The 26,535-nt window shown below is 65.3% G+C and carries 22 protein-coding genes and 1 pseudogene; 14 read left to right on the forward strand and 9 right to left on the reverse strand.

Translation table 11 applies throughout. From position 1 onward, the window contains the following. Positions 1-10: 10 nt before the first annotated feature. The 7 genes from JYG34_RS10935 to JYG34_RS10965 all read left to right on the forward strand — a co-directional run bounded on the left by JYG34_RS10935 (position 11) and on the right by JYG34_RS10965 (position 7,019). Complete coding sequence (locus JYG34_RS10935) at positions 11-661, forward strand: c-type cytochrome (protein WP_213660692.1); 651 nt, start codon at positions 11-13, stop codon at positions 659-661. Continuing rightward, a complete protein-coding gene (locus tag JYG34_RS10940) occupies positions 658-1,572 on the forward strand; it encodes a c-type cytochrome (RefSeq protein ID WP_213660693.1) in 915 nt (304 codons plus the stop codon). Before JYG34_RS10935 ends, JYG34_RS10940 begins: the two co-directional genes overlap by 4 nt. Positions 1,573-1,812: 240 nt before the next feature. Next, the gene (gene galU / locus JYG34_RS10945; RefSeq protein ID WP_046855135.1) at positions 1,813-2,652 is read left to right on the forward strand and encodes a UTP--glucose-1-phosphate uridylyltransferase GalU; all 840 of its coding nucleotides are present in this window, start codon (positions 1,813-1,815) and stop codon (positions 2,650-2,652) included. Positions 2,653-2,750: 98 nt separating this feature from the next. After that, positions 2,751-4,106 carry a glutathione-disulfide reductase gene (gorA, locus tag JYG34_RS10950; protein ID WP_213660694.1) on the forward strand — a complete coding sequence of 452 codons (1,356 nt, stop codon included), beginning with the start codon at positions 2,751-2,753 and terminating at the stop codon, positions 4,104-4,106. A 252-nt stretch (positions 4,107-4,358) separates the two neighbouring features. Continuing rightward, a complete protein-coding gene (gene ahpC, locus JYG34_RS10955; protein ID WP_011533509.1) occupies positions 4,359-4,922 on the forward strand; it encodes an alkyl hydroperoxide reductase subunit C in 564 nt (187 codons plus the stop codon). A 125-nt stretch (positions 4,923-5,047) separates the two neighbouring features. Beyond that, a complete protein-coding gene (gene ahpF / locus JYG34_RS10960; protein ID WP_213660695.1) occupies positions 5,048-6,610 on the forward strand; it encodes an alkyl hydroperoxide reductase subunit F in 1,563 nt (520 codons plus the stop codon). 217 nt (positions 6,611-6,827) lie between these two features. After that, positions 6,828-7,019, forward strand: coding sequence for a hypothetical protein (locus JYG34_RS10965; protein ID WP_213660696.1), 192 nt, complete (start codon positions 6,828-6,830; stop codon positions 7,017-7,019). 1 nt (position 7,020) lies between these two features. Here JYG34_RS10965 and JYG34_RS10970 read toward each other — a convergent pair whose 3' ends face one another. From JYG34_RS10970 to JYG34_RS10980, 3 genes are all read right to left on the reverse strand, one after another. Continuing rightward, on the reverse strand, positions 7,021-7,668 hold the full coding sequence (locus JYG34_RS10970; protein ID WP_213660697.1) for a YceH family protein: 648 nt from the start codon (positions 7,666-7,668) through the stop codon (positions 7,021-7,023). A gap of 127 nt (positions 7,669-7,795) precedes the next feature. Then, the gene (gene sstT / locus JYG34_RS10975) at positions 7,796-9,007 is read right to left on the reverse strand and encodes a serine/threonine transporter SstT (protein ID WP_213660698.1); all 1,212 of its coding nucleotides are present in this window, start codon (positions 9,005-9,007) and stop codon (positions 7,796-7,798) included. A 93-nt stretch (positions 9,008-9,100) separates the two neighbouring features. Further along, entirely contained in the window at positions 9,101-10,408 is a 1,308-nt protein-coding gene (locus JYG34_RS10980; protein WP_213660699.1) for a hypothetical protein, read from the reverse strand. A gap of 222 nt (positions 10,409-10,630) precedes the next feature. On the opposite strand from JYG34_RS10980, the gene JYG34_RS10985 reads away from it, so the two are divergent. The 3 genes from JYG34_RS10985 (at position 10,631) to JYG34_RS10995 (ending at position 13,594) form a co-directional block, all read left to right on the forward strand. Then, a complete protein-coding gene (locus JYG34_RS10985) occupies positions 10,631-11,845 on the forward strand; it encodes a sugar transporter (protein ID WP_213660700.1) in 1,215 nt (404 codons plus the stop codon). Next, positions 11,842-12,624: an AraC family transcriptional regulator gene (locus JYG34_RS10990; RefSeq protein ID WP_213660701.1), complete on the forward strand. Its 783-nt coding sequence runs from the start codon at positions 11,842-11,844 to the stop codon at positions 12,622-12,624. Before JYG34_RS10985 ends, JYG34_RS10990 begins: the two co-directional genes overlap by 4 nt. A gap of 73 nt (positions 12,625-12,697) precedes the next feature. After that, entirely contained in the window at positions 12,698-13,594 is an 897-nt protein-coding gene (locus tag JYG34_RS10995; protein WP_213660702.1) for an alpha/beta hydrolase, read from the forward strand. 76 nt (positions 13,595-13,670) lie between these two features. Here the strand turns inward: JYG34_RS10995 and JYG34_RS11000 are convergent, their stop codons facing one another. Then, positions 13,671-14,285, reverse strand: coding sequence for a LysE family translocator (locus JYG34_RS11000; protein ID WP_213660703.1), 615 nt, complete (start codon positions 14,283-14,285; stop codon positions 13,671-13,673). Positions 14,286-14,319: 34 nt separating this feature from the next. Next, a complete protein-coding gene (locus JYG34_RS11005; RefSeq protein ID WP_213660704.1) occupies positions 14,320-15,240 on the reverse strand; it encodes a LysR family transcriptional regulator in 921 nt (306 codons plus the stop codon). Between the two features lie 104 nt (positions 15,241-15,344). On the opposite strand from JYG34_RS11005, the gene nfsB reads away from it, so the two are divergent. The 3 genes from nfsB to JYG34_RS11020 all read left to right on the forward strand — a co-directional run bounded on the left by nfsB (position 15,345) and on the right by JYG34_RS11020 (position 19,025). Next, positions 15,345-15,998: an oxygen-insensitive NAD(P)H nitroreductase gene (gene nfsB / locus JYG34_RS11010; RefSeq protein WP_213660705.1), complete on the forward strand. Its 654-nt coding sequence runs from the start codon at positions 15,345-15,347 to the stop codon at positions 15,996-15,998. A 284-nt stretch (positions 15,999-16,282) separates the two neighbouring features. Beyond that, the gene (locus JYG34_RS11015) at positions 16,283-16,783 is read left to right on the forward strand and encodes a GNAT family N-acetyltransferase (protein WP_213660706.1); all 501 of its coding nucleotides are present in this window, start codon (positions 16,283-16,285) and stop codon (positions 16,781-16,783) included. A 130-nt stretch (positions 16,784-16,913) separates the two neighbouring features. Beyond that, positions 16,914-19,025 carry a sensor domain-containing protein gene (locus JYG34_RS11020; RefSeq protein WP_213660707.1) on the forward strand — a complete coding sequence of 704 codons (2,112 nt, stop codon included), beginning with the start codon at positions 16,914-16,916 and terminating at the stop codon, positions 19,023-19,025. Positions 19,026-19,355: 330 nt separating this feature from the next. Here the strand turns inward: JYG34_RS11020 and JYG34_RS11025 are convergent, their stop codons facing one another. The 3 genes from JYG34_RS11025 to mexE are packed head-to-tail and all read right to left on the reverse strand — an operon-like array spanning position 19,356 to position 25,207. After that, complete coding sequence (locus tag JYG34_RS11025) at positions 19,356-20,777, reverse strand: efflux transporter outer membrane subunit (RefSeq protein ID WP_213660708.1); 1,422 nt, start codon at positions 20,775-20,777, stop codon at positions 19,356-19,358. Next, positions 20,774-23,953, reverse strand: a complete 3,180-nt coding sequence (locus JYG34_RS11030; RefSeq protein ID WP_213660709.1) for an efflux RND transporter permease subunit — start codon at positions 23,951-23,953, stop codon at positions 20,774-20,776. The genes JYG34_RS11025 and JYG34_RS11030 overlap by 4 nt, the downstream gene beginning before the upstream one ends. Before the next feature lie 12 nt (positions 23,954-23,965). After that, a complete protein-coding gene (gene mexE, locus JYG34_RS11035; RefSeq protein ID WP_213660710.1) occupies positions 23,966-25,207 on the reverse strand; it encodes a multidrug efflux RND transporter periplasmic adaptor subunit MexE in 1,242 nt (413 codons plus the stop codon). A 157-nt stretch (positions 25,208-25,364) separates the two neighbouring features. Between mexE and JYG34_RS11040 the strand changes: the two are divergent. After that, positions 25,365-25,910: pseudogene (locus tag JYG34_RS11040) on the forward strand (IS256 family transposase); the annotation flags it as partial. Positions 25,911-26,123: 213 nt separating this feature from the next. Here the strand turns inward: JYG34_RS11040 and gspI are convergent. After that, positions 26,124-26,489, reverse strand: coding sequence for a type II secretion system minor pseudopilin GspI (gene gspI, locus JYG34_RS11045; RefSeq protein WP_213660711.1), 366 nt, complete (start codon positions 26,487-26,489; stop codon positions 26,124-26,126). Positions 26,490-26,535: the final 46 nt, after the last annotated feature.

The raw sequence follows: 26,535 nt of genomic DNA on the forward strand, positions 1-26,535 counted from the left end.
AGCCTCCGTGATGAGACCCTTGAGCCGTGTCGTGATCAGCAGTCTGCTGGTCCTGGCCTGGCCCTCGGCGCATGCTGCCGATGGCCAGAAAATCTTCAACCAGGGCGGGCAGAACCCCGCTGCCATGGCCTGTCTGGGTTGCCATGGCGTCGACGGCAAGGGTGTTGCCGCCGCTGGTTTTCCCCGCTTGGCCGGCTTGCCTGCCGGCTATCTCGCCAAGCAACTGCACGATTTTCGCAACGCCAGCCGCAAGCAGGCGGTGATGGAGCCGTTGGCCAAGGCGCTGGACGATGCGGAGATCGAAGCGGTGAGCGCTTACCTGAGCACGCTGCCGGCTGACGCAGCCCCGGATCAGCGCCGCCAGCAGATCGCCACCGATCCGGTCACACGCCTGGCACTGTATGGCGACTGGAGCCGCCAGATCCCCGGTTGCGTGCAATGTCATGGGCCTGGCGGCAGTGGTGTTGGCGAGCACTTTCCACCCTTGGCCGGGCAGCCGGCCGGTTACCTGGTGGCGCAACTCAATGCCTGGCGCGACGGCAGCCGCAGCAACGACCCCAACCAGTTGATGGTCAACGTCGCCAAGGCGATGACCGACGCCGAGGTCAAGGCGGTCGCCGAGTACTTCGCCCATCCCGTCACCCAGGAGGCCAAGCCATGAAAGCCGTGATTCCAGCCCTGCTGTTGTTGGCCATGGGGGGGACCCAGGCGGCGCCGATCGCCATGGAAGATCAATCCCAGCTCAAGGTGCCTGGCGCCCAGGCCGCTCCGCAATTCGTGCCACCCAGCGAAGACGCGATCCCTGACAATGCCTTCGGCAAGATGGTCCGCCAGGGACACGCGCTGTTCGTCGATACCCGGCGCCTGATGCCCGAGGCCGTGGGCAATGGCCTGAACTGCAGCAACTGCCACCTCGACCAGGGCCGTCTGGCCCACTCTGCGCCGCTGTGGGGCGCCTATCCGATGTATCCGGCGTATCGCAAGAAGAATGACAAGGTCAACACTTTCGCCGAACGCATCCAGGGCTGCTTCCAGTTCAGCATGAACGGCAAGCCGCCGGCAGCCGACAGCCCACAGATGACCGCGCTCAGCGTATATGCCTACTGGCTTTCGACCCAGGCGCCGACGGGGGTGGAGATTGCCGGCCGGGGTTACCCCGAGGTGCCCAGGCCTGAAGGCGGGTATGACTTCAAGCGTGGCCAGCAGGTCTTTCAGGCGCAATGCGCGATCTGCCATGGCAGCAATGGCGAGGGCCAGAAGGTCGCCGGCGAGTACGTGATGCCGCCGCTGTGGGGCAAGGACTCCTACAACTGGGGGGCCGGCATGCACCGGATCAACACATCCGCCTCCTACATCAAGTACAACATGCCCCTGGGCAAGCCCGGCAGCCTCAGCGACCAGCAGGCCTGGGACGTGGCGGCCTGGATCAATCGCCACGAGCGGCCCCAGGATCCGCGGCTGGTGGAGGGCTCGATCGAGAAGACCCGGCTGAAGTTCCATGCCAATGATGGGGTCAACCTGTATGGGCAGAAGGTCGATGGGGTGCTGATCGGACAGGGGACTGGGGGCTGACGGAAGCTTTCCGCTGATGAAACAGACACCTGTGGTAGCGGGTAAACCCGCTACCACAGGAGAAGGCGCCGAGCCTGAGCAACCGTTCGACGGAGGCAATATTTACGATCCCCCGGAACTATCTACACTTGGATATCTCTATCATGGCATCGGCCAAGCGCGGGTGGGGCATTGTAAGGTGACCGCCGCCTGATTAGACTGCGCCGAATTTCGTACGCAAAGCCCTTGTTAAGGACGTTTATGATCAAAAAATGCTTGTTCCCGGCAGCCGGTTACGGCACTCGTTTCCTGCCCGCTACCAAAGCCATGCCCAAGGAAATGCTGCCGGTGGTCAACAAGCCACTGATCCAGTATGGCGTTGAAGAGGCACTGGACGCCGGTCTGAACGAGATCTCCATCGTCACTGGCCGTGGCAAGCGTGCCCTGGAAGACCACTTCGACATCAGCTACGAGCTGGAAAACCAGATCAAAGGCACCGACAAGGAAAAATACCTGGTCGGCATCCGTCGTCTGCTGGACGAGTGCTCGTTCGCCTACACCCGTCAGACCGAGATGAAGGGCCTGGGCCATGCCATTCTCACTGGCCGCCCGCTGATCGGTGATGAGCCGTTCGCCGTGGTGCTGGCGGATGACCTGTGCGTCAACCTCGAAGGTGACGGCGTGCTCGCGCAGATGGTCGCGCTGTACAAGAAGTACCGCTGCTCGATCGTCGCCATCCAGGAAGTCGATCCGCAGGAAACCAACAAGTACGGTGTCATTGCCGGTGAAGAGATCAAAGACGGCATTTTCCGTGTCGACTCCATGGTCGAGAAACCGAAGCCGGAAGACGCACCGTCCAACCTGGCCATCATCGGCCGCTACATCCTGACACCGGACATCTTCGAAAAGATCGAACAGACCGAACCAGGCAAGGGCGGCGAAATCCAGATCACCGATGCGCTGATGAAGCAAGCGGCGGAAGGCAACGTGATCGCCTACAAGTTCAAGGGCAAGCGTTTCGACTGCGGTGGCGCCGAAGGTTACATCGAGGCGACCAACTTCTGCTTCGAGAACTTCTACAAGACCGGCAAGGCGTACTGAGTTCGCCCGCCAGGTCACCAAGCCACCCTTCGGGGTGGCTTTTTTGTTTGTGGCGGCCATCGGCGCTATGCTGGGCGACCGCCAAGGAGACTGAATACATGGCCTACGATTTTGATCTGTTCGTGATTGGCGCCGGTTCCGGCGGTGTGCGCGCGGCGCGTTTTGCTGCTGGTTTCGGCGCCAAGGTGGCAGTGGCCGAGAGCCGCTACCTGGGGGGCACCTGCGTCAACGTCGGTTGTGTACCGAAGAAACTGCTGGTGTACGGGGCCCATGTCGCCGATGAGCTGGAACAGGCTGCTGGCTTCGGCTGGACCCTGGAAGAGGGCCATTTCGATTGGGGCACGCTGATCGCGAACAAGAACCGCGAGATCGAGCGCCTCAACGGCATCTACCGCAACCTGCTGGTCAACAGCGGCGTCACCCTGCTGCAGGGCCATGCGCGCATGACCGCCGCCCACGAAGTGGAAGTGGACGGCCAGCGCTACAGCGCCAAGCACATCCTCATCGCAACTGGCGGCTGGCCGCAGGTGCCGGACATCCCGGGCAGGGAGCTGGCGATCACTTCCAACGAAGCCTTCTACCTCAAGGATTTGCCACGCCGTGTGCTGGTGGTGGGCGGTGGCTACATCGCCGTGGAGTTCGCCGGCATCTTCCAGGGCCTGGGCGCCGACACCACGCTGCTGTATCGCGGTGACCTGTTCCTGCGCGGCTTCGACGGTTCAGTGCGCACGCACCTGAAGGAAGAGCTCGAGAAGCGCGGGCTGGACTTGCAGTTCAACGCCGATATCCAGCGCATCGACAAGCTCGACGACGGCAGCCTCAAGGCAACGCTCAAGGACGGCCGCGAACTGGTCGCCGACTGCGTGTTCTACGCCACCGGCCGCCGGCCGATGCTGGACAACCTGGGCCTTGAGAACACCGGTGTCGAACTCGACGAACGCGGCTTTATTCGCGTCGACGAGCAGTACCAGACCACCGAACCATCGGTGCTGGCCATTGGCGATGTGATCGGCCGCGTGCAGCTCACGCCAGTGGCCCTGGCCGAAGGCATGGCCGTGGCGCGCAGGTTGTTCAAGCCTGAGCAGTATCGCCCGGTGGACTACCAGAACATTCCCACCGCGGTGTTCAGCCAGCCACCGATCGGCACGGTGGGCCTGACCGAGGAGCAGGCGCTCAAGGCCGGGCACAAGGTGCACATTTTCGAGAGCCGCTTCCGGGCGATGAAGCTGACCCTCACCGACATCCAGGAAAAGACCCTGATGAAACTGGTGGTGGATGCCGAGACCGACAAGGTGCTGGGTTGCCACATGGTTGGCCCTGATGCTGGCGAGATCATTCAGGGCTTGGGTGTAGCGCTGAAGGCCGGTGCCACCAAGCTACAGTTCGACGAGACCATTGGCGTGCACCCGACCGCCGCGGAAGAGTTCGTCACGATGCGCACGATCACGCGCTGATTGTCGGGGGCTTATTCGCGGGTAAACCCGCTCCCACAGGTTCCATGCATACCCCTGTGGGAGCGGGTTTACCCGCGAAGAGGCCAGCACGGGCGGCGCAATCCTTTGCTCAGCCCAATCCCTTCTATTAATAAACCTCGCTTATAGCCAAAACCAATTGCCAGCATGAGCTTTGCCAATGAGCCTTCTTCAGGACCAGCGGTTAGGATTCTCTCCGTCAACTGATTCCAACCCCATGAAGGAGCGTCTCTCATGCCTATCATCAACAGTCAGGTCAAACCGTTCAACGCCACCGCCTACCACAACGGCGAGTTCGTCCAGGTCAGCGAAGCCGACCTGAAAGGCAAGTGGTCCGTCGTGTTCTTCTACCCAGCCGACTTCACCTTCGTCTGCCCGACTGAACTGGGCGACCTGGCCGACAACTACGCCGAGTTCCAGAAGCTGGGCGTGGAAATCTACGGCGTGTCCACCGACACCCACTTCACCCACAAAGCCTGGCACGACACCTCGGACACCATCGGCAAGATCAAGTACCCGCTGATCGGTGACCCGACCCACGTCATCTCCCGCAACTTCGACGTGCTGATCGAAGAAGCCGGCCTGGCCGATCGCGGTACCTTCGTGATCAACCCGGAAGGCCAGATCAAGATCGTCGAAATCAACGACGGTGGTGTTGGCCGTGACGCCAGCGAACTGCTGCGCAAAGTGAAGGCCGCCCAGTACGTTGCCGCTCACCCAGGCGAAGTCTGCCCGGCCAAGTGGAAAGAAGGCGAAGCCACTCTGGCACCGTCGCTGGACCTGGTCGGCAAGATCTAAGCCGATGCGCACCCCGCGGGCGGTAGACAGCCGCCAAAGCTGAAGTACCTACCGCCCCGTAAAAGCGCCCGGGCGACCTCGCCTGGGCGTTTTTGTATCCGAGTATTGAAAAAGGAATCGCCCGTATGTTGGACGCCACGCTTAAATCGCAACTGAAAACCTACCTGGAGCGGGTCACCCAGCCGATCGAGATCGTTGCCTCCCTCGACGACGGCGCGAAGTCCCGCGAATTGCACGACCTGCTGGTGGAAATCGCCGGCCTGTCGAAACTCATTACCTTCAGCGCGGATGGCACCGACGCCCGTCGTCCTTCGTTCTCGCTGAACCGCCCGGGGAGCGATATCAGCCTGCGTTTCGCCGGCATCCCCATGGGCCACGAATTCACCTCCCTGGTACTGGCGCTGCTGCAAGTCGGCGGCCACCCGTCCAAGGCCAGCGCCGAAGTGATCGAGCAGATCCAGGGGTTGCAAGGTGAGTTCACCTTCGAAACCTACTTCTCGCTGTCGTGCCAGAACTGCCCGGACGTGGTCCAGGCGCTGAACCTGATGGCGGTGCTCAACCCCAACGTGCGCCATGTGGCCATCGACGGCGCGCTGTTCCAGGATGAAGTCGAAGCCCGCAAGGTCATGGCGGTGCCGAGCATCTACCTGAACGGCGAAGTGTTCGGCCAGGGCCGCATGGGCCTGGAAGAGATCCTCGGCAAGATCGACACCAGCGCCGGTGCCCGCCAGGCCGAGAAGATCAATGCCAAGGATGCTTTCGATGTGCTGGTGGTCGGCGGTGGGCCCGCAGGTGCCGCGGCGGCGATCTACGCCGCGCGCAAAGGTATTCGCACCGGCGTTGCCGCCGAGCGCTTCGGTGGCCAGGTGCTCGACACCCTGGCCATCGAGAACTTCATCTCGGTGCAGGAAACCGAGGGGCCGAAGCTGGCCACGGCCCTGGAGGAGCACGTCAAGCAGTACGATGTCGACATCATGAACCTGCAGCGCGGCGAAGCGCTGATCCCGGCCACCGACGGCGGCCTGCACGAAGTACGCCTGGCCGGCGGCGCCTCGCTCAAGGCCAAGACCGTGATTCTGGCCACTGGCGCCCGCTGGCGCGAAATGAACGTGCCGGGCGAGCAGGAATACCGCGCCCGTGGCGTGGCCTACTGCCCGCACTGTGACGGCCCGCTGTTCAAGGGCAAGCGTGTGGCGGTGATCGGCGGCGGCAACTCCGGTGTGGAAGCGGCCATCGACCTGGCGGGTATCGTCGCCCAGGTGACCCTGATCGAGTTCGACAGCCAGTTGCGCGCCGATGCCGTGCTGCAACGCAAGCTGCACAGTTTGCCGAACGTCACGGTGATCACCAGTGCGTTGACCACCGAAGTGGTCGGCAATGGCGAGAAGGTTACCGGGCTGCGCTACAAGGATCGCACCACTGATGCGCTGCATGATCTGGCGCTGGAAGGGATCTTCGTGCAGATTGGCTTGCTGCCGAACACCGACTGGCTCAAGGGTACCGTCGAGCTGTCGCCGCGTGGCGAGATCATCGTCGATGCCAGGGGCGCGACCAGTATCCCGGGCGTGTTCGCGGCAGGTGATGTGACCACCGTACCGTACAAGCAGATCGTCATCGCGGTGGGCGAGGGCGCCAAGGCCTCGCTGGCGGCGTTCGATCACCTGATCCGCACCTCGGCGCCTGCCTGAGTCTGGTTGCCGGTTAGAGAAACGCCGCCCCTTCGCGAGAAAGGGCGGCGTTTTCGTTGGTGTAGCGGCTTTAGCCGCGATACAGGCAACGCGGTGTCCAGCACCCGCTTCGCGGGTGATCGCGGCTGAAGCCGCTCCTACAGTGAGCAGGTCAGTGCAGCCTGAATGGAAGCGGCAGGTCTACGCTTAACCTCAGTTCACCTCAGGAACCTCTCCCATGAAGCCAATCAGCCGCGAACCCTGGTGGCTCGTGCCGCCCCAGCCCGGGCAGCAAGAGCAGGACCTGCACTGGGGCTACCTGGAAATCTACGCCGACGGCCGCACCGTGTTCGTCGACCAGCGCCCCAGTGAAAAGGAGCTGGCCGAGCGCAAGAGTTGCCGCAATTTCCCGGAAGCGGAGCAGCCCTGAATCAGCCCTCCAACTGGGCCAGACGCGCCTCCAGCGCGGCGATACGCGCTTCCAGCGCTTCGATGCGTTCTTCCGACACATTTGCGCCAGCACTGCGCGCGCCACCTTCCTGCTGGCGCGCGGCAAGGATCTCCTCGATCTGCGCCGGATCGCCCAGGGCGTGGGTATAGCGGTCCTCGCGCTGCCCGGCCTGACGCGGCAGGTGCAGGGCCAGGCCACGGGAGATCAAGCGCTCCAACTGGTGCTGGACCTGGTCGACATCCTCGAAGTCATGCAGGCGGTTGCTGCGGGTCAACAGTTCGCTGAGGGTTTGCGGGCCGCGCAGAAACATCAGCCCCATCAGCACCAGTTGCGCCGGCACCAGTTCCAGGGCCTTGTCGACCCGCTGCTCCCAGCGGTCGGCGCGGCTGCCCATCTGCAGGCGGGCCATCTCCTGGCCCTCGAGCGCGCGCAACGCCTGGCCGACCTGGCCGGGGGAGAGGTTCATCACAGGTTCGCGGCTGGTCTTCTGGTTGCAGGCCAGGACCAGGGCATTGAGGGTCAGGGGGTAGGTTTCCGGGCTGGTGGCCTGCTTCTCGATCAGCGAGCCGAGCACGCGGATCTCGATGTTGCTGAAGCGGCCTTCGCCGGTGGTTTGGTGTTCTGACATGGCCCTGTCTCATTGCGAGGAAAAGGCCACTAGCCTAGGTAAACCGTCAGGCTTAAGCAATCGGTTCACCGGCAAGCGGGCTCCTGCTGGGGCGTGGAGGAGCCCGCTTGCCGGCGAAAGGGCCCGGTCAGGCGCTACGTTGCTCCATGGCCTGGCAGGCGGCCGCGGTGAACAGCACATCGGTGGAGGAGTTCAACGCGGTCTCGGCCGAGTCCTGCAGCACACCGATGATGAAGCCGACTGCCACCACCTGCATGGCAATCTCGCTGGGGATGCCGAACAGGCTGCACGCCAGCGGGATCAGCAGCAGCGAACCGCCGGCCACGCCGGACGCGCCGCAGGCGCAGATGGCCGCGACCACGCTGAGCAGCACGGCGGTGGGCAGGTCGACCGGGATGCCGAGCGTGTGCACGGCGGCCAGGGTCAGCACGGTGATGGTGATCGCCGCGCCGGCCATGTTGATGGTCGCGCCCAGCGGGATCGATACCGAGTAGGTGTCTTCGTGCAGGCCGAGCTTCTGCGACAGCGCCAGGTTGACCGGGATGTTGGCCGCCGAGCTGCGGGTGAAGAACGCGGTGATGCCGCTTTCACGCAGGCACATCAGCACCAGCGGGTACGGGTTGCGGCGGATCTTCCAGAACACGATCAGCGGGTTCATCACCAGCGCCACGAACAGCATGCAGCCGATCAGCACGGCCAGCAGGTGCAGGTAGCCCAGCAGCGCGTCGAGGCCCGACTGCGCCAGGGTGGCGCTGACCAGGCCGAAGATGCCCAGCGGGGCGAAGCGGATCACCACGCGCACGATCAGGGTGACGCCGTTGGACAGGTCCTCGACCACGCCGCGGGTGGTGTCGTTGGCATGGCGCAGGGCCACGCCCAGGCCGATGGCCCAGGTCAGGATGCCGATGAAGTTGGCGTTGAGCAGCGCGTTGATCGGGTTGTCCACCGCGCTGAGCAGCAGGTTCTGCAGCACCTCGCCGATACCGCCCGGCGCGCTGAGCGATGCTTCGCTGGTGCTCAGCACCAGGCTCGATGGGAACAGCATGCTGGCGGCCACGGCCACCACTGCTGCGGCGAAGGTACCCAGCAGGTAGAGCCAGAGGATCGGGCGGATGTGGGTTTCCTGGCCGTGGCGGTGGTTGGCGATCGAAGCCATCACCAGGATGAACACCAGCACCGGCGCCACGGCCTTCAGCGCGGTGACGAACACCTTGCCGAGGAACGCCAGGTCGCGGGCCACGGCCGGGGCGAACAAGGCGAGGGCGATGCCGGCCAGCAGGCCGATGCAGATCTGCGTCACCAGGCCGGTGCGGTTGATCAGGCGAAGAACGGGGGTCATGTGCAGCACGGTCTCGGTTTTGAAAAAAGGGCGTGACTTTACCATAGACCTTGGTCGGGCTGTTCTGACGCTTGTCATGTCAGGTAGCGGCCGTTACCAGGCCATGGGCTTGTCGAAGCCTTTCCAGCACAGCCAGCGGCGGACTTCCCCATGCTCGCCGGTGCCGATCTGCCAGACGGGGCGACCCTGGTCCAGGGCGATGAGCGAAATGAAGCCAGCCTCGCTGGCCGCCACCAGGGTGCGACCGTCCTGGCTGATGTCCATGGCGCTGATGGTCGAACCAAGGTAGTGCTGCCAGTGCTCTTGGCCGTCTTCGCCGAAGGCGCGCAGATAGCCTTGAGCGTCACCGACGATGTATTCACCGTCACGGGCGACACCGGCATGCAGCGGTGCGCCTTGCTGCAGCAGTGGTGCTTCTTTGTGGACGTCGGTGCCCAGGCTCGGCAGGTCCGCTACGCGCACGCCGACGGTCGTGCCGTGACAGCAGCGGCAGGCATTGAGCATCAACTGGTCGCCCCGATGGTTGAACAAGGCGAAATGGGGAGACTCGTCGCCTGGGCTGACTTCGGCAAGTTGGCGCAGTTGCCCGTCGAGCACCAGGTGGCGGCCACACTGCTCGCCGAGTGCGATCAGCCGGCCATCCGGCGACAGCGCGGCGTGCTCCATTTCCAGCATCAGGGGAACGTCATCCGGGTCGGTGCCGTTGCGCAGCGCCTCGAGGATCTCGCTTTCCCGTGGCAACAGGCGGGTCGCCCCCTGGGCCGCCAGGAGAAAGATACCGTCGCTGCTGACCAGCAACACGCGCTTGCCGTCGGGGAAGGGGAGTAGCGCGGTTGGCGTCGGTGGCATATCGAGTGGGTCGAACGGGTAACCCTTGGGTAGCCCTTCCAGCCCATGGGGCCACGCCAGCCGCGCAACCAGGGGGCCACCCCAGCCATCGCTGACGCGCACGCCCTCGCTGTTGGCCAGGGCGTAGTAGCGTCGCTGTGGGCAACGGCCGAAGTGTTCGACGCCGATCACCGGCGTGATGGTGTAGCCATCGATATGCAGCACCTGGCCCCGGTCCCAGGGCCGGCCGACCCGCACCAGCAGACTGCCGTCGTCGAGCATCAGCAAGTGGCCGATGCCTTGGGCCTGCTTTTCCAGTAAAGGCAGCAGCGGCAGGTGCGCTGGCGGCCAGGCCTCACGGAATAGCGCGCGCTGCTGCGCGTCCGTGCCGGGCCGGTTGATCGCCTGCAAGGCACAACGCCAGGCGTCGAGCAGGTGCGCGGTGTCGGGTTCCAGGGGGGCGTCGAGCGTGTCCCAGCCTTGCGCACGGCCCTGTGCCACATAAGCGTTGACCGCTTCGGCATAGGTGACTACGGCTTTGCGCCACTGCTGCTGGGGGTGTTGCTTGTCCATGGTCGGATCGAACTCCTTGTTCCGCGAGGCTGACCGGGTGCGTGCCACAAAAGGGTGCACGAATGCGCGCATGGTACTCCGTCCACGCCCGTGGTTGTGAGGGCCAGGCGGGATGCGTACCATGCCGGCATCCTTCCAATAACAAAACGTGCGTCAGCGCCTGAGTGCCAGGTGGCCGGCGTGCGTTCCCTTGCCTTGTCCGCGGAGTAAAGACTTCATCACATGAATGGCCCCGTTCCCTCGAACCTGCCCCCCACCGCCGGCAACGGCAGCTGGCTGAGCGTCGTCGCCCTGGCGTTGGCGGCGTTCATCTTCAACACCACCGAGTTCGTGCCGGTGGCGCTGCTCAGCGACATCGGCCGCAGCTTCGACATGACCACCGCCCAGGTCGGCCTGATGCTGACCATCTATGCCTGGGTCGTAGCGCTGGCGTCGTTGCCGATGATGCTGATGACCCGCAACATCGAACGCCGCCGCCTGCTGCTGTTCGTGTTCGTGGTATTCATCCTCAGCCACCTGATGTCGTGGCTGTCGCAGAGCTTCGCCATGCTGCTGGTCAGCCGTATCGGTATCGCCCTGGCCCATGCCGTGTTCTGGGCCATCACCGCGTCGCTGGCGGTGCGGGTTGCGCCGCCCGGGCAACAGGCCAAGGCGCTGGGGCTGCTGGCCACCGGCACCACCCTGGCGATGGTCATGGGCATCCCGCTGGGCCGCGTGGTGGGCGAGGCGCTGGGCTGGCGCATCACCTTCCTGTGCATCGCCGGGGTGGCGCTGGCGACCATGCTCTGCCTGATGAAGTCGCTGCCGTTGCTGCCGAGCCAGAACTCCGGCTCCCTGCGCAGCCTGCCGATCCTGTTCAAGCGCCCGGCCCTGGTGATCACCTACCTGCTGGTGACGCTGGTGATCACCGCGCAGTTCACCGCTTACAGCTACATCGAGCCGTTCGCCCTGCATGTGGCGCAGATCGGTGGCGAGCGCACCACCTTGCTGTTGCTGTTGTTCGGTGGCGCCGGGGTGTTCGGCTCGCTGCTGTTCAGCCGCTACAGCGAGCGTTTCCCCCACGGTTTCCTGGTGATGGCCATCGCTGCCCTGGCGGCCTGTCTGCTGTTGCTGCTGCCGCTGTCGGGCAACTTCTACCTGTTCGCAGGGCTGAGCATGGTGTGGGGCGTGGCGATCCTGAGCTTCGGCCTGGCGCTGCAGTCGAAAACGCTAAAGCTCGCTTCGGATGCCACCGATGTGGCCATGGCGCTGTTCTCCGGCATCTACAACATCGGTATCGGTGGTGGTGCGCTGCTGGGCAGCATTGTCAGCAGCCAGCTGGGCGTGGCCGATATCGGCCTGGTTGGCGGCGGCGTCGCGCTGGTGGGGCTGGGGCTGGCGCTGGCCAGTGCCCGGCGCTTTCGCGAGGCCTTGGGCGGCACGGCGCGCCACGCGTGAGCCGCCATCTGCCGGTGTTCGAGCACCCGGGCCAGCGCTGCCGCCCGGTGTGGCGCGAGTATGCCGACGGCCAGTGCCTTGAAAGCCACTGGCACGATGCCGGGCAATTGGTGTTCGCCGCCCGGGGCATCATGGAGTTGCGCTGTGCCCATGGGTTCTGGGTGCTGTCGCCGCAGCAGGGGCTGTGGGTGCCGGCAGGGTTGGTGCATAGCCTGCGGGCGCGTGGTGCGGTGAGCTTGCGCAGTCTTTATGTGCATACCAGCATCCAGGGTTTGCCTGCGTCTGCGCAGAGCTTGCTGGTCACGCCGTTGTTGCGCGAACTGCTGTTGCGTGCGCAACCCGTAGGGCTGGAGACGCCCGTCGACAGCCGCGAGGCGCACCTGATGACCCTGCTGGTCGATGAGGTGCGGTGGGCCCATGACCTGCCGCTGCGTTTGCCAATGCCTGGCGAAGCGCGCTTGCAGAAGCTCTGTTGCCTGTTGCTGGCGACGCCATCGGACGGGCGCAGCCTGGAGGACTGGGGACGGGAAGTGGGGGCCTCGGTGCGCACCCTGGCGCGCCTGTTCCAATGTGAGCTGGGCTGTACCTTCCAGCAATGGCGTCAGCAGGCTCGGGTGTTCGCTGCCATCGCCCGGCTGGAGCAGGGAGAACCGGTTGGTCGTATTGCCCTGGCATTGGGCTATGAGTCGCCAGCAGCATTCACCAAGGTGTTCCGCCGGCTGATGGGCTGTGCGCCGAGCGAGTTCGTCGCAACCTGGCCGATACGCGCGCATCCGTGACCGAAGCGCGCCAGCGTGGGCATGCGTGCCAGCCTAAGCTACAGAGCCTTTGATCTGTAGCAGGAGGCGCCACATGGCTGTCCCATTCACACGCGAGTCGCTGGCCATTTCCGTCAATGGTGTCCACCTCGATGCGTGGCTTTACTTGCCCGCGTCTGCTGGCCCACATGCACTGGTGCTGATGAGCCCGGGCTTCGCAGCCCTGAAGGGGCAGGCCCTGGACCGTTTCGCCGAGTGTTTTGGCGGCGCCGGGCTGGCGGTGCTGGTCTATGACCCGCGCAATTTCGGCCACAGCGGTGGCGCGCCGCGCGGTGAGATCGACCCGCGCCAGCAACTCGATGACCTGCGCGAAGTGCTGACCTGGGCCTGCCTGCAACCCCGTTTCGACGCCCTGCGCATCGGTGTGTGGGGGTCGAGCTACAGCGGCGGGCATGCCCTGCAACTGGCGGCCTGGGACCGGCGCGTGCGTTGCGTGGTGGCCCAGGTGCCGACCATCAGTGGCTACCAGAGCTTTCTGCGCCGTGCGGGGGAGCGCCTGCATGAGCTGCGCGAGGGATTCGCCGAGGACCGTGGCGCACGCCACGCGGGCGGCCCGATCGGCTATCGCCGGGTAATTGCCGAAGCAGGAGAGGCCGGGATCTACCCAGGGGCTGATGCCGAGGCGTTCTACAACACGGCGCGGGTGCTGGAGGCCGGTTGGGACAACCGCGTGACCCAGCGTTCGAGTGAGCTTGCCAGCGAGTACGAGCCGGGCCTTACGATCGAGCGCATCAGCCCGACGCCATTGCTGATGCTGGTGGCCGAGCGTGACACGGTCACGCCCACCGACCTTGCGCTGGCGGCATTCAACCGGGCAGGGGAGCCCAAGCGCCTGGTGCTGCTGCCGGGTGGGCATTTCGATCCGTACGGGCCGTGCTTCCAGCAGGCGGCCGAAGCGGCTCGGGAGTGGTTCTTGAAGTATCTCGGTTGACCACAGGGCCTCTTCGCCGGCAAAGCCGGCTCCTACAAGCTGGACTACCCCTCTGCTTAAAACGTTTGTGCAGCCTTCAGCGCTGGGCAAACGCCAGGTTGATCCCCAGCCCGGCGAACGAGGCAGCAAAGCCCCGGCGCAACCACGCCTGAACGGTGGGCGACTCGATCACCGCACGGCGGAACAGGTGGGCGAGCAGGCCGTAGAGCACGAACACCACGAAGGTCATGGCCATGAACACGGCGCTCAGCCCAAGCATCTGCAGGGTGGCGGAGCCGGCGCGGGGGTCGATGAACTGCGGCAGGAAGGCCAGGAAGAACAGGGTCAGCTTGGGGTTGAGGATGTTCAGCAGGCAGGCCTTGAGCACCAGCTGGCCAGCCGAGGCGGGCGTGGCCTTTGCGTCCACGGCGAAGGCCGCGCGGTCGCGCCAGGTGGCGTAGGCCAGGTACAGCAGGTAGGCGACCCCCGCGAACTTCAACCCCTGGAATGCCAGGGCGCTGGCATGCAGCAGCGCCGACAGGCCCAGCACCGAGGCCAGCAGGTGCGGGACGATGCCCAGGGTGCAGCCCAGGGCGGTCCACAGGCAGGCCCTGCGCCCGGCCACCAGTGCGCTGGAGACGGTGAGGATGACGCCGCTGCCGGGGATCAGCACGATGATCAGGGCAGTGACGAGGAATTCCAGGCTCGGCATCGGTGACAGCTCCTTGCAGTCGGGGGTGGATGCACTATACGCCGGGTGCCGGTGGCTGCAACACGTCCTCCGGGCGCAGCGCGGCGAAGCGTTCGCGCAGCCACTGGTGCAGTTGCGCCACGGCGGGTGTCAGTTGCTTGCGGTGCGGGCAGACCAGCGTCACGGGGGTGAGTTCGCCGAGGTGCTCAGGGAGCAGAACCTCCAGCTCGCCAGCGGCGACGTTGGCGAACACATCCAGCCATGATTTGTAGACGATGCCTTCGCCCTCCAGCGCCCAGCGCCGGACTACGTCGGCGTCGTCGCTGAACAACGGCCCGCGCACATGCACGATCTTGTGGCCCAGGCGCCATTTGTCATAGACCCGGCTCTGTTGCAGGTACAGCAGGCAATCGTGCTGCTGCAGCGCTTCGGGCGTGCGCGGGCGGCCATGGCGCGCCAGGTAGTCGGGCGAGGCCACTACCACCCGGCGGTTCCAGGGTGCCAGGGGCAGGGCAATGTAGTTGGCGTCTTCGTTGAGGCCGTAACGGATGGCCACGTCCACCGGGTCGCGGTACAAGTCGGCCATCTGGTCGGAGAGAAAGAAGCGCAGGTTCAGGCCCGGGTGTTCGCGGCGAAAGGCGCTGAGCCAGGGGCGCAGCAGGTTGCGGCCCATGTCCGAGGGCGCGGCGATCTGCAGCACGCCGCGTAGGCTGCTGTGGTCGCCGTGCAGGTCTTCGCGGCCCTGGCGCAGGGCATCGAGCACGCGCTGGGCGGTCGGCAGGTACAGCTCGCCCTCGGCGGTCAGGCGCAGGCTACGAGTGGTGCGGGCGAACAGGCGCACGTCCAGCTCGCGCTCCAGGCGCTTGATTGCCGCCGCCACCTGGCCGGGCAGCAGGTCGGCCTCGTGGGCGGCGGCGGTGAAGCTGCCCAGGGCGCTGGCACGGGCGAACAGTTCCAGGTCGGTGATGCGCAGCATTTTCACTCCAGGGATGAAAGTGTTGCTGCATTGTGCGGTTTTTTCTTTGCAGCCGGGAAGATAAGATTCGCCTCAATCACGATCCCACCGAGGAATTACCGTCCATGGACACCGTTGCCCTGGCCAAGCGCCGCTACACCACCAAAGCCTACGACGCCAGCCGCAAGATCCCCCAGGCCACCATCGACGCGCTGCTCGAGCAACTGCGCCACAGCCCGTCCTCGGTCAACTCGCAGCCCTGGCACTTCGTGGTCGCCGACAGCGACGAAGGCAAGGCGCGCCTGGCCAAGAGCACCGAGGTGGGCTTTGCCTACAACACGCCGAAGATCCTCAACGCCTCCCACGTGATCGTGTTCGCCGCCCGCACCGACATGACCGAGGCGCACCTGAACGGCCTGCTCGAGCAGGAAGCCAAGGACGGGCGCTTCCGTAGCGATGAGGCCAAGGCCGGGCAGGACCAGAGCCGCCGTTTCTATGTCAATCTGCATCGCTACGACAACAAGGACCTGCAGCACTGGATGGAGAAGCAGACCTACCTGGCCCTGGGCACTGCGCTGCTGGGCGCCGCCGCCTATGGTCTGGATGCCACGCCGATCGAAGGCTTCGACGCCAAGGCGATGGACGCCGAGCTGGGCCTGCGCGAGCGTGGCCTGACCAGCGTGGTGGTGCTGAGCCTGGGCTACCGCAGCGAGGAAGATTTCAATGCCGGGCTGGGCAAGTCGCGGCTGCCGGTGGACAAGGTGTTCACCTTCCTCTGAGCCTGCTCCGCCAGGGTGTTTGGCGGGAGAGTTGCCGCGCCTGTCAGATCGAGCGCCGCCCTGCGGCGCAGCGCGGATGAATCCGCTCCTACAGGTCTGTCTCGGGTAGGAGCGGATTCATCCGCGATGCGCCGCGTGAGCGGCGCCCAATCTCGAGAGCGCTGCAAGGTTATCGCCTGGCACCCGCCCGCCATTACGCAATCCCCACCGGAAAGTGCTGGCTGTAAAACCCACAGGGCACAGGTAGACTCGCGCCTCCCTCAAGCCCCCAGCGAGCCAGCCGCATGGATGCCACCCTCGAACTGCTGCAGACCGGCCCCGACCAAGCCGACCTGGTGCGCAACCTCTACCAGTTCTACGCCTACGAGTCTTCCGACTGGGAGCAGGAGGACGTGGAAGTGGACGGGCGCTTCTACATCCACGAGCCGCACTTCGAGCGTTACTGGCAATCGCCCGGCTGGAGCGCAACGTTGGTGCTGGTCGATGGCTTCATCGCCGGCTTCGTCCTGGTCGAGCGCAGCGAGTTGCCAGGCATCGACGCCTTCGAACTGGCCGACCTGTTCATCCTCAAAAAGTACCGTCGCCTAGGCATCGGCCGCGCGGTCGCCCGGCAGTTCCTCTGCGAAGGCGATGCCGACTGGCTGCTGCGCTGGCATGGCGCCGATGCCGTGGCGACGCAATTCTGCCGGGCGCTGTTGGCCGATCTGCCGCGCGCCACGCGGGAAATTGCCCTGGACGATGAACCGGAGCTGTTCAATTACCTGGTGACGCCACGCCGGCACTGACAGGTCTTTGCATTTTGTGACAGGCTTCACAAAATTCCCTCGGACGGCATAATGCCAGCACTGTGCGGTTCCGTTCGCCAGAGGCCCGGAAGCGCTCCACTCGTGCCCGTCGCAGGTTCAGGGAAACCCCATGTCGCTAGCCACAAGTCCCGACGTCATGTACCGGCTGTTGATCCAGAGCGTGGTGGACTACGCCATCTACCTGCTCACCCCCGAAGGCATCGTCGCCAACTGGAACCCCGGCGCGCAGCGGGCCAAGGGGTATCACGCCGAGGAAATCGTCGGCCAGCACTATTCGCTGTTCTACCGCGAAGATGAACGGGCCGCGGGAATGCCGGAGAAGAACCTGGAGCAGGCCCGCAGCACCGGCCGCTTCGAGGAGCAGGGCTGGCGCCTGCGCAAGGACGGCTCGGCGTTTCACGCCCATGTGCTGATCGAGGCGGTGCGTGACGACCAGGGTCAATTGATCGGTTTCGCCAAGATCACCCGCGACATCAGCGAGCGCCGCCGGCATGAACAGGAGTTGCTGCAAGCGAAGGAACTCGCCGAGCAGTACAGCCAGGAAATGGCCAAGTTGTCGCAGTTTCTCGATTCGGTGATCACCCACATTCCCGCCAGCGTGATTGTCCAGGACCTGCACAGCCAACAGATCCTGCTGGCCAACCAGCAGGCCGAGCGCCTGTTCGGCGGCGAGGGTGCGAGCCTGGTCGGCAAGCAGCCGGGCGAGTGCATGGCGCCCACGGCGGCCGACTACCTCGAACAGCACCTGGCCCGTGGCGCGCGCAGTGCCAAGGGCTTTGCCGCCGAGACCCGGGTCGATACCGCCAGAGGCCCGCGTACCCTGCGCAGCCGTGCCATGCTCTGCCAGAATCCGGGACAGGGCGACTACGTGCTGTTCGTGGCCGAGGACGCCACCGAGGAACTGGCCGCCCATGCCCAGATCCACCACATGGCGCACCACGACGCCCTGACCGGGCTGCCCAACCGCACGTTGTTCCATGAGCGGCTCAAGCAGGCGCTGTTGCGCGGCGAGGACGACGGCAAGCTGACCGCCGCCCTGTGCCTGGACCTGGACAATTTCAAGAACATCAACGACACCCAGGGCCACGCCTTCGGCGACAAGCTCCTGCGCGCCCTGGGCAAGCGCCTGCGCCGCGAGCTGCGCGAGCACGACACCCTGGCCCGGCTGGGCGGCGACGAGTTCGCCGTGGTGCTGGCCGGCCTCGACAGCCGCGAGGCCGCGCGCACTACCGCCCAACGCCTGATCGAGGCGATCTGCCCGCCGTTTCATATCGAGGGGCACCAGTTCAGCGTGGGGGTGAGCATCGGTGTCGCTACCGCGCCGGACGACCACGACCAGGCCGAGCAGTTGCTCGGCTATGCCGACATGGCCCTGTACGAAGCCAAGCGCAACGGGCGTAATCGCTTCGAATGCTTCCATGTCGAACTCGACGTCGCCGCGCGCCAGCGCCGGCTGGTCGAGACCGACCTGCGCACCGCCCTGCACTTGGGGCAGTTGGAGCTGCACTACCAGCCGGTGGTCGACCAACAGAGCAACAGCGTCACCGGCTACGAGGCGCTGCTGCGCTGGCAGCACCCGACGCGGGGCATGATCATGCCCATGGACTTCATCCCCATTGCCGAGGAGACCGGGCTGATCCACGAGATCGGCGCCCGCGCGCTGAACCTGGCCTGCCAGGAAGCGGCCAGCTGGGGCACCGAGCAGACGGTGTCGGTCAACCTCTCGGCGGTGCAGTTCAAGAACGCCGGGCTGGTGCACAGCGTGGCCCTGGCGCTGTCTGATTCAGGGTTGCCGGCGACGCGGCTGGAACTGGAGATCACCGAGTCGGTGCTGCTGGGCAACAGCGAGGAGAACGTGCGCACCTTGCGTGCGCTGAAGGACCTGGGGGTGTCGATCTCCCTCGATGATTTCGGCACCGGGTATTCGTCGCTGGGCTACCTGCGCTCGTTCCCGTTCGACCGGATCAAGATCGACAAGTCGTTCGTGCACGACATGTGCGAAAGCCGCGAGGCGATGTCGATCGTGCGTGCAATTACCGAGCTGTCCAACAGCTTGATGATCAAGACCACCGCCGAGGGGGTGGAGTCGGCGGAGCAGATGCAGCGGTTGATGGCCGAGGGCTGCTCGCATTTCCAGGGTTATCTGTATGGGCGGCCGGCGCCGGCCAGCGAGCGGTTGCGGCAGGTGGGGGTGGTGGACACGCATCGTGTACCGACCTGAATCGGCAGTGACGCTGTGGGTAACTGTCTTGCAGATATACGTCTGCCTCTGTGGGAGCGGCCTTGTGTCGCGAAAGGGCTGCGCAGCAGCCCCAGGTTCAGCGTTGATGCAATGATCGCCGGGGCCGCGTTGCGGCCCTTTAGCGACACAAGGCCGCTCCCACAGAGACCAATCCCTCACTACACCCCGTAGGAGCCAGCCTTGCTGGCGAAGCCTGGCATGGCCGGGCCAGGACAGGACCGCGCATAAAAAAGCCCCGACGACCAAGGCCATCGGGGCAAACGGTTGGGGGAGGAACCAACCAAAGGAGTCTTCAGATCAGGGAAGCGCTCAGCGCGCGCTGGCCACCACCTCCGGTTGCCAGCCGCCGCCCAGGGCCTTGTAGATCGCGACGATGCCGCTGTACAGCTCGACCTCGCCCTGGGCCTGGGCATCCTCGGCGCTCAGCCGCTCACGCTCGGCATCCAGCAACACCAGGTAATCCACCGTCCCTTCGCGATAGCGGATCGAGGCCAGCTCGGCCGCCTTGCGGCTGGCCTCGCTCTGGCGCATCAGCGCCAGCAGGCGCTGCTGGCGCTTGCCATAGTCGCTGAACGCGTTGGCGGACTCTTCCAACGCCAGCAGCACCTGCTGCTCATAGTTGGCCAGGGCGCCGTCAGCGTCGGCCTTGGCCCCGCGCAGACGGGCGCGCACGCTGCCCAGGTCGAACGCCGCCCAGGTGATGCTCGGCCCCAGCGCCCAGGCGTTGGAGGCCGCCGAGCCGATTTGCGAACCGCGTGCGGCGGTGAAACCGAGGAAGCCGCTCAGGCTGACCCGCGGGAACAGGTCGGCGGTGGCCACGCCCACGTTGGCCGTGGCCGCTGCCAGCTGGCGCTCGGCGCTGCGGATGTCCGGGCGGCGGCGCAGCAGCTCGCCCGGGTCGCCCACCGGCAGGGCCTTGGCGATGGCCGGCAGGGCCTTGGGCGACAGATCCACGGTCATGGCGTCCGGGCGCTGGCCGAGCAGGGTGGCGATGCGGTTCTTCGCCCGCACCTGCGCGGCCTGCAATTGCGGCACGGTGGCTTCGACACCCGCCAGGCGGGCGTCGGCGCGTACCACGTCGAGTTCGTTGCCGACCCCGGTGTCGCGCAGGGTCACGGTGATGTCCCGCGACTGCTGCTGGGTCTTGAGGTTGGCCACGGCGATCTGCTCGCGCAACTGGGCGCCGCGCAACTGGCCATAGGCGTCGACCAGCTCGGCGATCAGGCTGACCTGCAGCTGTTGCAGGTCGGCTTCGGCGGCGGCTTCCTGGGCTTCGCTGGCCTCGATCTGGCGCTGGATGCGGCCGAACAGGTCGAGCTCCCAGGCCATGTCCAGGCCCAGGTCGTAGCGCTCGCTGTTGACCCGGCGTTCGGTCTGGCCCGGGACCTGGCCCTTGCCCTTGCCCAGGTCGCTGCTGGCGCGGCTGGTGACCACCGGGAGCTGGTCGTTGGACACATCCTCGCGGATCGCCCGCGCCGCCTTCAGGCGGGCGAACGCCACGCGCAGGTCACGGTTGCCCTCCAGCGATGCCTGCACCAACTGGTTGAGCACCGGGTCGTCGAACTGCTTCCACCACACACTCTCGAAGCGGCTGCGGTCGAAGGCCTTGGCCTCCAGGCCGCTGTCCAGCCTGGCCGGCGCGGTGTCCGGCGTCTTGTAGTCCGGGCCCACGGCGCAGGCCGCCAGGGCCAGGGCCAGCAGGCTCGGGGTCAGGGGTTTGAGCAACTTCATGCGTGGTTCTCCAGCGCGATGCTGCGCTCGGCCTTGCGGGCCTGGCGACGCTCGACGAAACGGCGGATCAGGAAGAAGAACACCGGGGTCAGGAACAGGCCGAACACGGTCACCCCGATCATCCCCGAGAACACCGCCACACCCATGGCGTGACGCATTTCCGAGCCGGCGCCGGAGGAGAACACCAGCGGCACCACGCCCATGATGAAGGCGATCGAGGTCATCAGGATCGGCCGCAGACGCAGACGGCAGGCTTCCAGCACGGCAGCCAGCGGGTCGAGGCCCTTGGCCTGTTCATCCTTGGCGAACTCGACGATCAGGATCGCGTTCTTGCACGCCAGACCCACCAGCACGATCAAGCCGATCTGGGTGAAGATGTTGTTGTCGCCACCGGAGACGATCACCCCGGTGATGGCCGACAGCAGGGTCATCGGCACGATCAGGATCACCGCCAGCGGCAGGCTCCAGCTTTCGTACTGGGCGGCCAGCACCAGGAAGGCCAGCAGCACGCAGAGCGGGAACACGAACAGCGCGGTGTTGCCCGAGAGGATCTGCTGGTAGGTCAGGTCGGTCCACTCGAAGGTCATGCCGTTGGGCAGTTCCTCCTTGAGCAGCTTCTCGATCGCAGCCTCCGCCTGGCCGGAGCTGTAGCCGGGGGCTGCGGCTCCGTTGATCTCGGCGGTGATGAAGCCGTTGTAGTGCATCACCCGGTCAGGCCCGGAGGTGTCGCTGACCTTGAGGAAGGTCGCCAGCGGGATCATCTCGCCCAGGTTATTGCGCACCTTCAGCTGGCCGATCTGCTCGGCGTCGAGGCGGAACTGCTGCTCGGCCTGGACGTTGACCTGGTAGGTGCGGCCAAAGCGGTTGAAGTCGTTGGTGTACAGCGAGCCCAGGTAGACCTGCAGGGTGTCGAAGATGTCGGTGATCGCCACGCCGTGGGTCTTGGCCTTTTCCCGGTCGATGGCGGCATCGACCTGCGGCACGTTGACCTGGTAGCTGGTGAACAGGCCCGCCAGCTCCGGCACGCTGCGGCTCTTGGCGATGATGTTCTGGGTCTCTTTGTACAGCGCCTCATAGCCCAGGTTGCCACGGTCCTCGATCTGCAGGCGGAAGCCGCCGATGGTGCCAAGGCCTTGTACCGGTGGTGGCGGGAAGATCGCGATGTAGGCGTCCTGGATGTCGGCGAACTGGGCGTTCAGCGCCGCGGCGATGGCCTGCGCCGACTGGCTCGGGTCCTTGCGCTCGTCGAACGGCTTGAGCGGGGTGAACACGATGCCGCTGTTCGGGCTGTTGGTGAAACCATTGATCGACAGGCCCGGGAAGGCCACCGAATCGGCCACGCCCGGTTGCTTGAGGGCGATCTCGCTCATCTTCTTGATCACAGCCTCCGTACGGTCGAGGCTGGCGGCGTCAGGCAGCTGGGCGAAGGCTACCAGGTACTGCTTGTCCTGGGCCGGGACGAAGCCGGTCGGGGTGGACGAGAAGCCAAGATAAGTCAGGCCCATCAAGCCGGCATAGACGAACAGGGCGATGCCGCTGGAGCGGATGACCCGGCGCACGCCGCCGACATAGCCATGGCTGGCGCGGTCGAAGAAGCGGTTGAACGGCGCGAACAGCCAGCTGCCCAGCAGCTTCTCGAGGAACCGCGAGAAACGGTCCTTGGGCGCGTGGTGGTCCTTCAGCAGCACGGCGGCCAGGGCCGGCGACAGGGTCAGCGAGTTGAACGCCGAGATCACGGTGGAGATGGCGATGGTCAGCGCGAACTGCTTGTAGAACTGCCCGGTAAGCCCCGAGATGAACGCGGCGGGCACGAACACGGCGCACAGCACCAGGGCGGTGGCGATGATCGGGCCGGTCACTTCGCTCATGGCCTTCTGCGTCGCTTCCAGCGGTTTCAGGCCGAGCCCGATGTTCCGTTCGACGTTCTCCACCACGACGATGGCGTCGTCCACCACGATACCGATGGCCAGCACGAGGCCGAACAACGACAGCGCGTTGAGCGAGAAACCGAACAGGTGCATCACCGCGAAGGTACCGATCAGCGAGACCGGCACGGCCATCAGCGGGATGATCGAGGCGCGCCAGGTCTGCAGGAACAGGATCACCACCAGCACGACCAGGATCAGTGCTTCGAACAGGGTATGCACCACCGCTTCGATGGAGCCACGGACGAACACGGTCGGGTCATAGACGATGCTGTAGTCCATGCCTTCCGGGAAGTCTTTCTTCAGCTCGGCCATCTTCGCCCGCACTTCGTCGGAGATCTCGATGGCGTTGGAGCCCGGGCGCTGGAAGATCGGAATGGCCACGGCCGGCTGGTTGTTCAGCAGCGAACGCAGGGCGTACTGGCTGGAGCCGAGCTCGACCCGGGCGATGTCCTTCAGGCGCGTGATCTCGCCATTGGCGCCGGCACGGATGATGATGTTCTCGAACTCTTCCTCGTTGACCAGGCGGCCCTGGGTGTTGATCGACAGCTGGAAGCTGGTCGAACCCGGGGCGGGCGGGGCGCCCAGCTGGCCGGCGGCGACCTGGCGGTTCTGCTCGCGAATGGCGGCGACCACATCACTGGCGGTGAGGTTGCGCGAAGCGGTCTTGTTCGGGTCGAGCCACACCCGCAGCGAGTAGTCGCCCATGCCGAACAGCTGCACGTCGCCCACGCCGCCCAGGCGCGCCAGCTCATCCTTGATGTTGAGGATGGCGTAGTTGGACAGGTAGAGCATGTCGTAGCGGTTGTCCGGCGAGGTCAGGTGCACGACCATGGTCAGGTCGGGCGAGGCCTTGTCGACGGTGATACCGATACGGGTGACTTCCTCCGGCAGCTTGGGCTGGGTGCGGGTCACGCGGTTCTGCACCTGCACCTGGGCGTTGTCCAGGTCGGTGCCTAGAGCGAAGGTGATGGTCAGGGTCAGCTTGCCGTCGGCGGTGGACTGCGAGGACATGTACAGCATGTTCTCGACACCGGTGATGGCCTGCTCCAGCGGCGCGGCGACGGTTTCGCCGATCACCTTGGGGTTGGCGCCGGGGAAGTTGGCGCGCACCACCACGGTGGGTGGCACCACTTCGGGGTATTCGCTGATCGGCAGCTGGAACAGCGAGATCGAACCCGCGATCAGCAGCACCAGCGACAGCACCGCGGCGAAGATCGGCCGGGTAATGAAGAATTTCGAAAAGTTCATCGGTGTCGTCCCTTAACCGCGTGGCGCCTGGGCGCTGGCGACTTTTTCGTTGGTGCCGGCAACCTTCGGCGCCGGGTTGCTGGCCTCCAGGGCCTGGCGCTGCTGGGCGAGGGCGGCGAGGGTCTGTTCGCTGGCCATTGGCGTTTCCTCCGGGGTGACCGGCGAGCCAGGGCGTACGCGCTGCAGGCCCTTGACCACGATGCGGTCATCTTTGCCCAGGCCGCTGCGCACGATGCGCAGGCCTTCGAGCTTGGGCCCCAGTTCCACGGCGCGGTAGGCGGCCTTGTTGTCCTTGTCCATCACCAGCACGAACTTCTTGCCAAGGTCGGTGCCGACCGCCTCGTCGTTGATCAGCACGGCGTCGTACTGGGCGCTGCCGACCAGCTTCAGGCGTGCGTACAGGCCGGGGGTGAACTGGCCGTCGCGGTTGTCGAACACGGCGCGGCCACGGATGGTGCCGGTGCGTGGGTTGACCTGGTTGTCGACGAAGTTCATCTGGCCCAGGTGCGGGTTGCCGGTTTCGTTGGTCAGGCCCAGGTACACCGGGGTGCTCTGGCCACGCTGGCCGTCGCGGGCGAGCTGGCTGTACTTGAGGTACACGCGCTCGTCGGCGTCGAAGTAGGCGTACACCTTGTCGGTGGAGACCACGCTGGTCAGCGGGGTGACATCGGCAGTGACGATGTTGCCGGCGGTGAACTGGGCGCGGCTGACGCGGCCGCTGATGGGCGCGGTGACGCGGGTGAAGCTCAGGTTCAGGCGGGCCAGGTCGAGCTGCGCCTGGATCGCGTCGACCCCGGCGCGGGCCTCGGCGGCGGCGCTGGTGCGCGACTCGGCCAGTTCCGCGGAGATGGCGTTGCTGTCGCGCAGGCGCTCGCCACGGCTGGCTTCGTTGGCGCTGCGCACGGCGGTGGCTTTAGCTTGTTGCAGCTGGGCTTCGAGGCGGCGGACTTCAGCCTGGAACGGACGCGGGTCGATCTGGAACAGCAGGTCGCCTTTCTTGACCTGGGCGCCTTCGGTGAAGGCCACCAGGTCGATCTGGCCGGAGACGCGCGGGCGCACCTCGACGGTTTCCGGCGCCTCGAGGCGGCCGGTGAACTCGTCCCATTCGTTGATCGGTTGCTCGATCACCTTGGCTACGCTGACCTTGGGCGCGGCGGGAGCCTGCACGGCGTCGGGGGTGCGACCGCAAGCGCTGAGCACCACCACTGCCAGGGCAGCGAGCGGAAAGCGCAAGGGTTTGAGTGAGTGATCCATGGAGAGCTCCGCCAATGTATTAGTAGTGGGCGGAGTGTGAGTGTGTTGCGTTTAAGGAACGAATCGAACGGAGCGAAGGTTATTATCACGCGCAATGATATGAGCGGTGGTGGCATCGATGATGTGCATGCATCGCGCACTCAGCCTATCAGGTCGAGCGCCTGTGCTGATTGCCGTGACCGATGGCCTCAAAGGTATGCCAGAGGCTCTCAGTGCCGTGTTTCCAGAGACGACGTTGCAAACGTGCATCGTGCACCTGATCCGCAACAGCCTCGACTTCGCGGCCTGGGACAAGCGGCGGGCTCTGGCCAAGGAGCTGAAGCCGATTTACCAAGCCATTAATGCTGAAGCGGCTGAGCAAGCACTCGATGAGTTTGAGAACGGGCCGTGGGGCGAGAAATATCCAACGGTGGTGGCTGCCTGGAGACGCGCCTGGGATCGAGTGATTCCATTTTTCGTCTTCCCACCGGCCATCAGAAAGGTGATTTACACCACCAACGCCATCGAGAGCATCAACGCCCAGCTACGCAAGGTCATCAAGACTCGCGGGCATTTCCCGAATGATGACGCAGCGACCAAACTGATTTGGCTGGGATTGCGCAACATAACAGCCAATTGGGGAAAACCGGCCCATGATTGGAAAAGCGCGATGAATCAATTTGCGATTCTGTACGGAGATCGGTTCATCAGGCCGACCTGGTGAGAATCAGGGCCTGCCTGACGGCAGGCCGTTACCGGCCCGCACACAAAAAATCTGACAGTCCCAGCGCCGCTCGCGCGGCGCATCGCGGATAAATCCGCTCCTACATCTGTTGCAACGTGCCGCACCTGCAAGGCGATCCCGACCTGTAGGAGCGGATTCATCCGCGATGCGCCGCCTGGCGGCGCTCGATTTGCGCACCACCACAAAAACCGCTCAGCCCCCCACCACCGTCACCGTCTGCAACCGCGCCAACGCCCCTCCCTCCCGGTCTCGGTCGAACACCTGCACCGACACCTCCACTCCTTCACCCGCCAAGCGCACCACCCGCTGTTCACAGCGCAACCGCAACCGCCCCTGGTCACACTCGACCTGCCGCACCCCGGGCTTGGGGGCCCCCTCCAACCGCACCTCGGCCAGCCGCCCCTGGGCCGCCAGCAAGGCCAGCGACTTGTCCCGCAGCAGCCCATTCCCCTGGGTCATCAGCCCGGTCGCGCGCACGGCAGCGGCCATGGCCACCGCGACGATGGTCAGGGCGACCAGTACTTCAATCAGGGTGAAACCCGCCTGGCGGTTGCGCACGGGCTGAGCTCCGGGCAAGGGAAAGCCGCACTGTAGAGCGCTTGGG

Origin of the sequence: Pseudomonas entomophila, assembly GCF_018417595.1 — a bacterium.
Lineage (GTDB): Bacteria > Pseudomonadota > Gammaproteobacteria > Pseudomonadales > Pseudomonadaceae > Aquipseudomonas > Aquipseudomonas entomophila_C.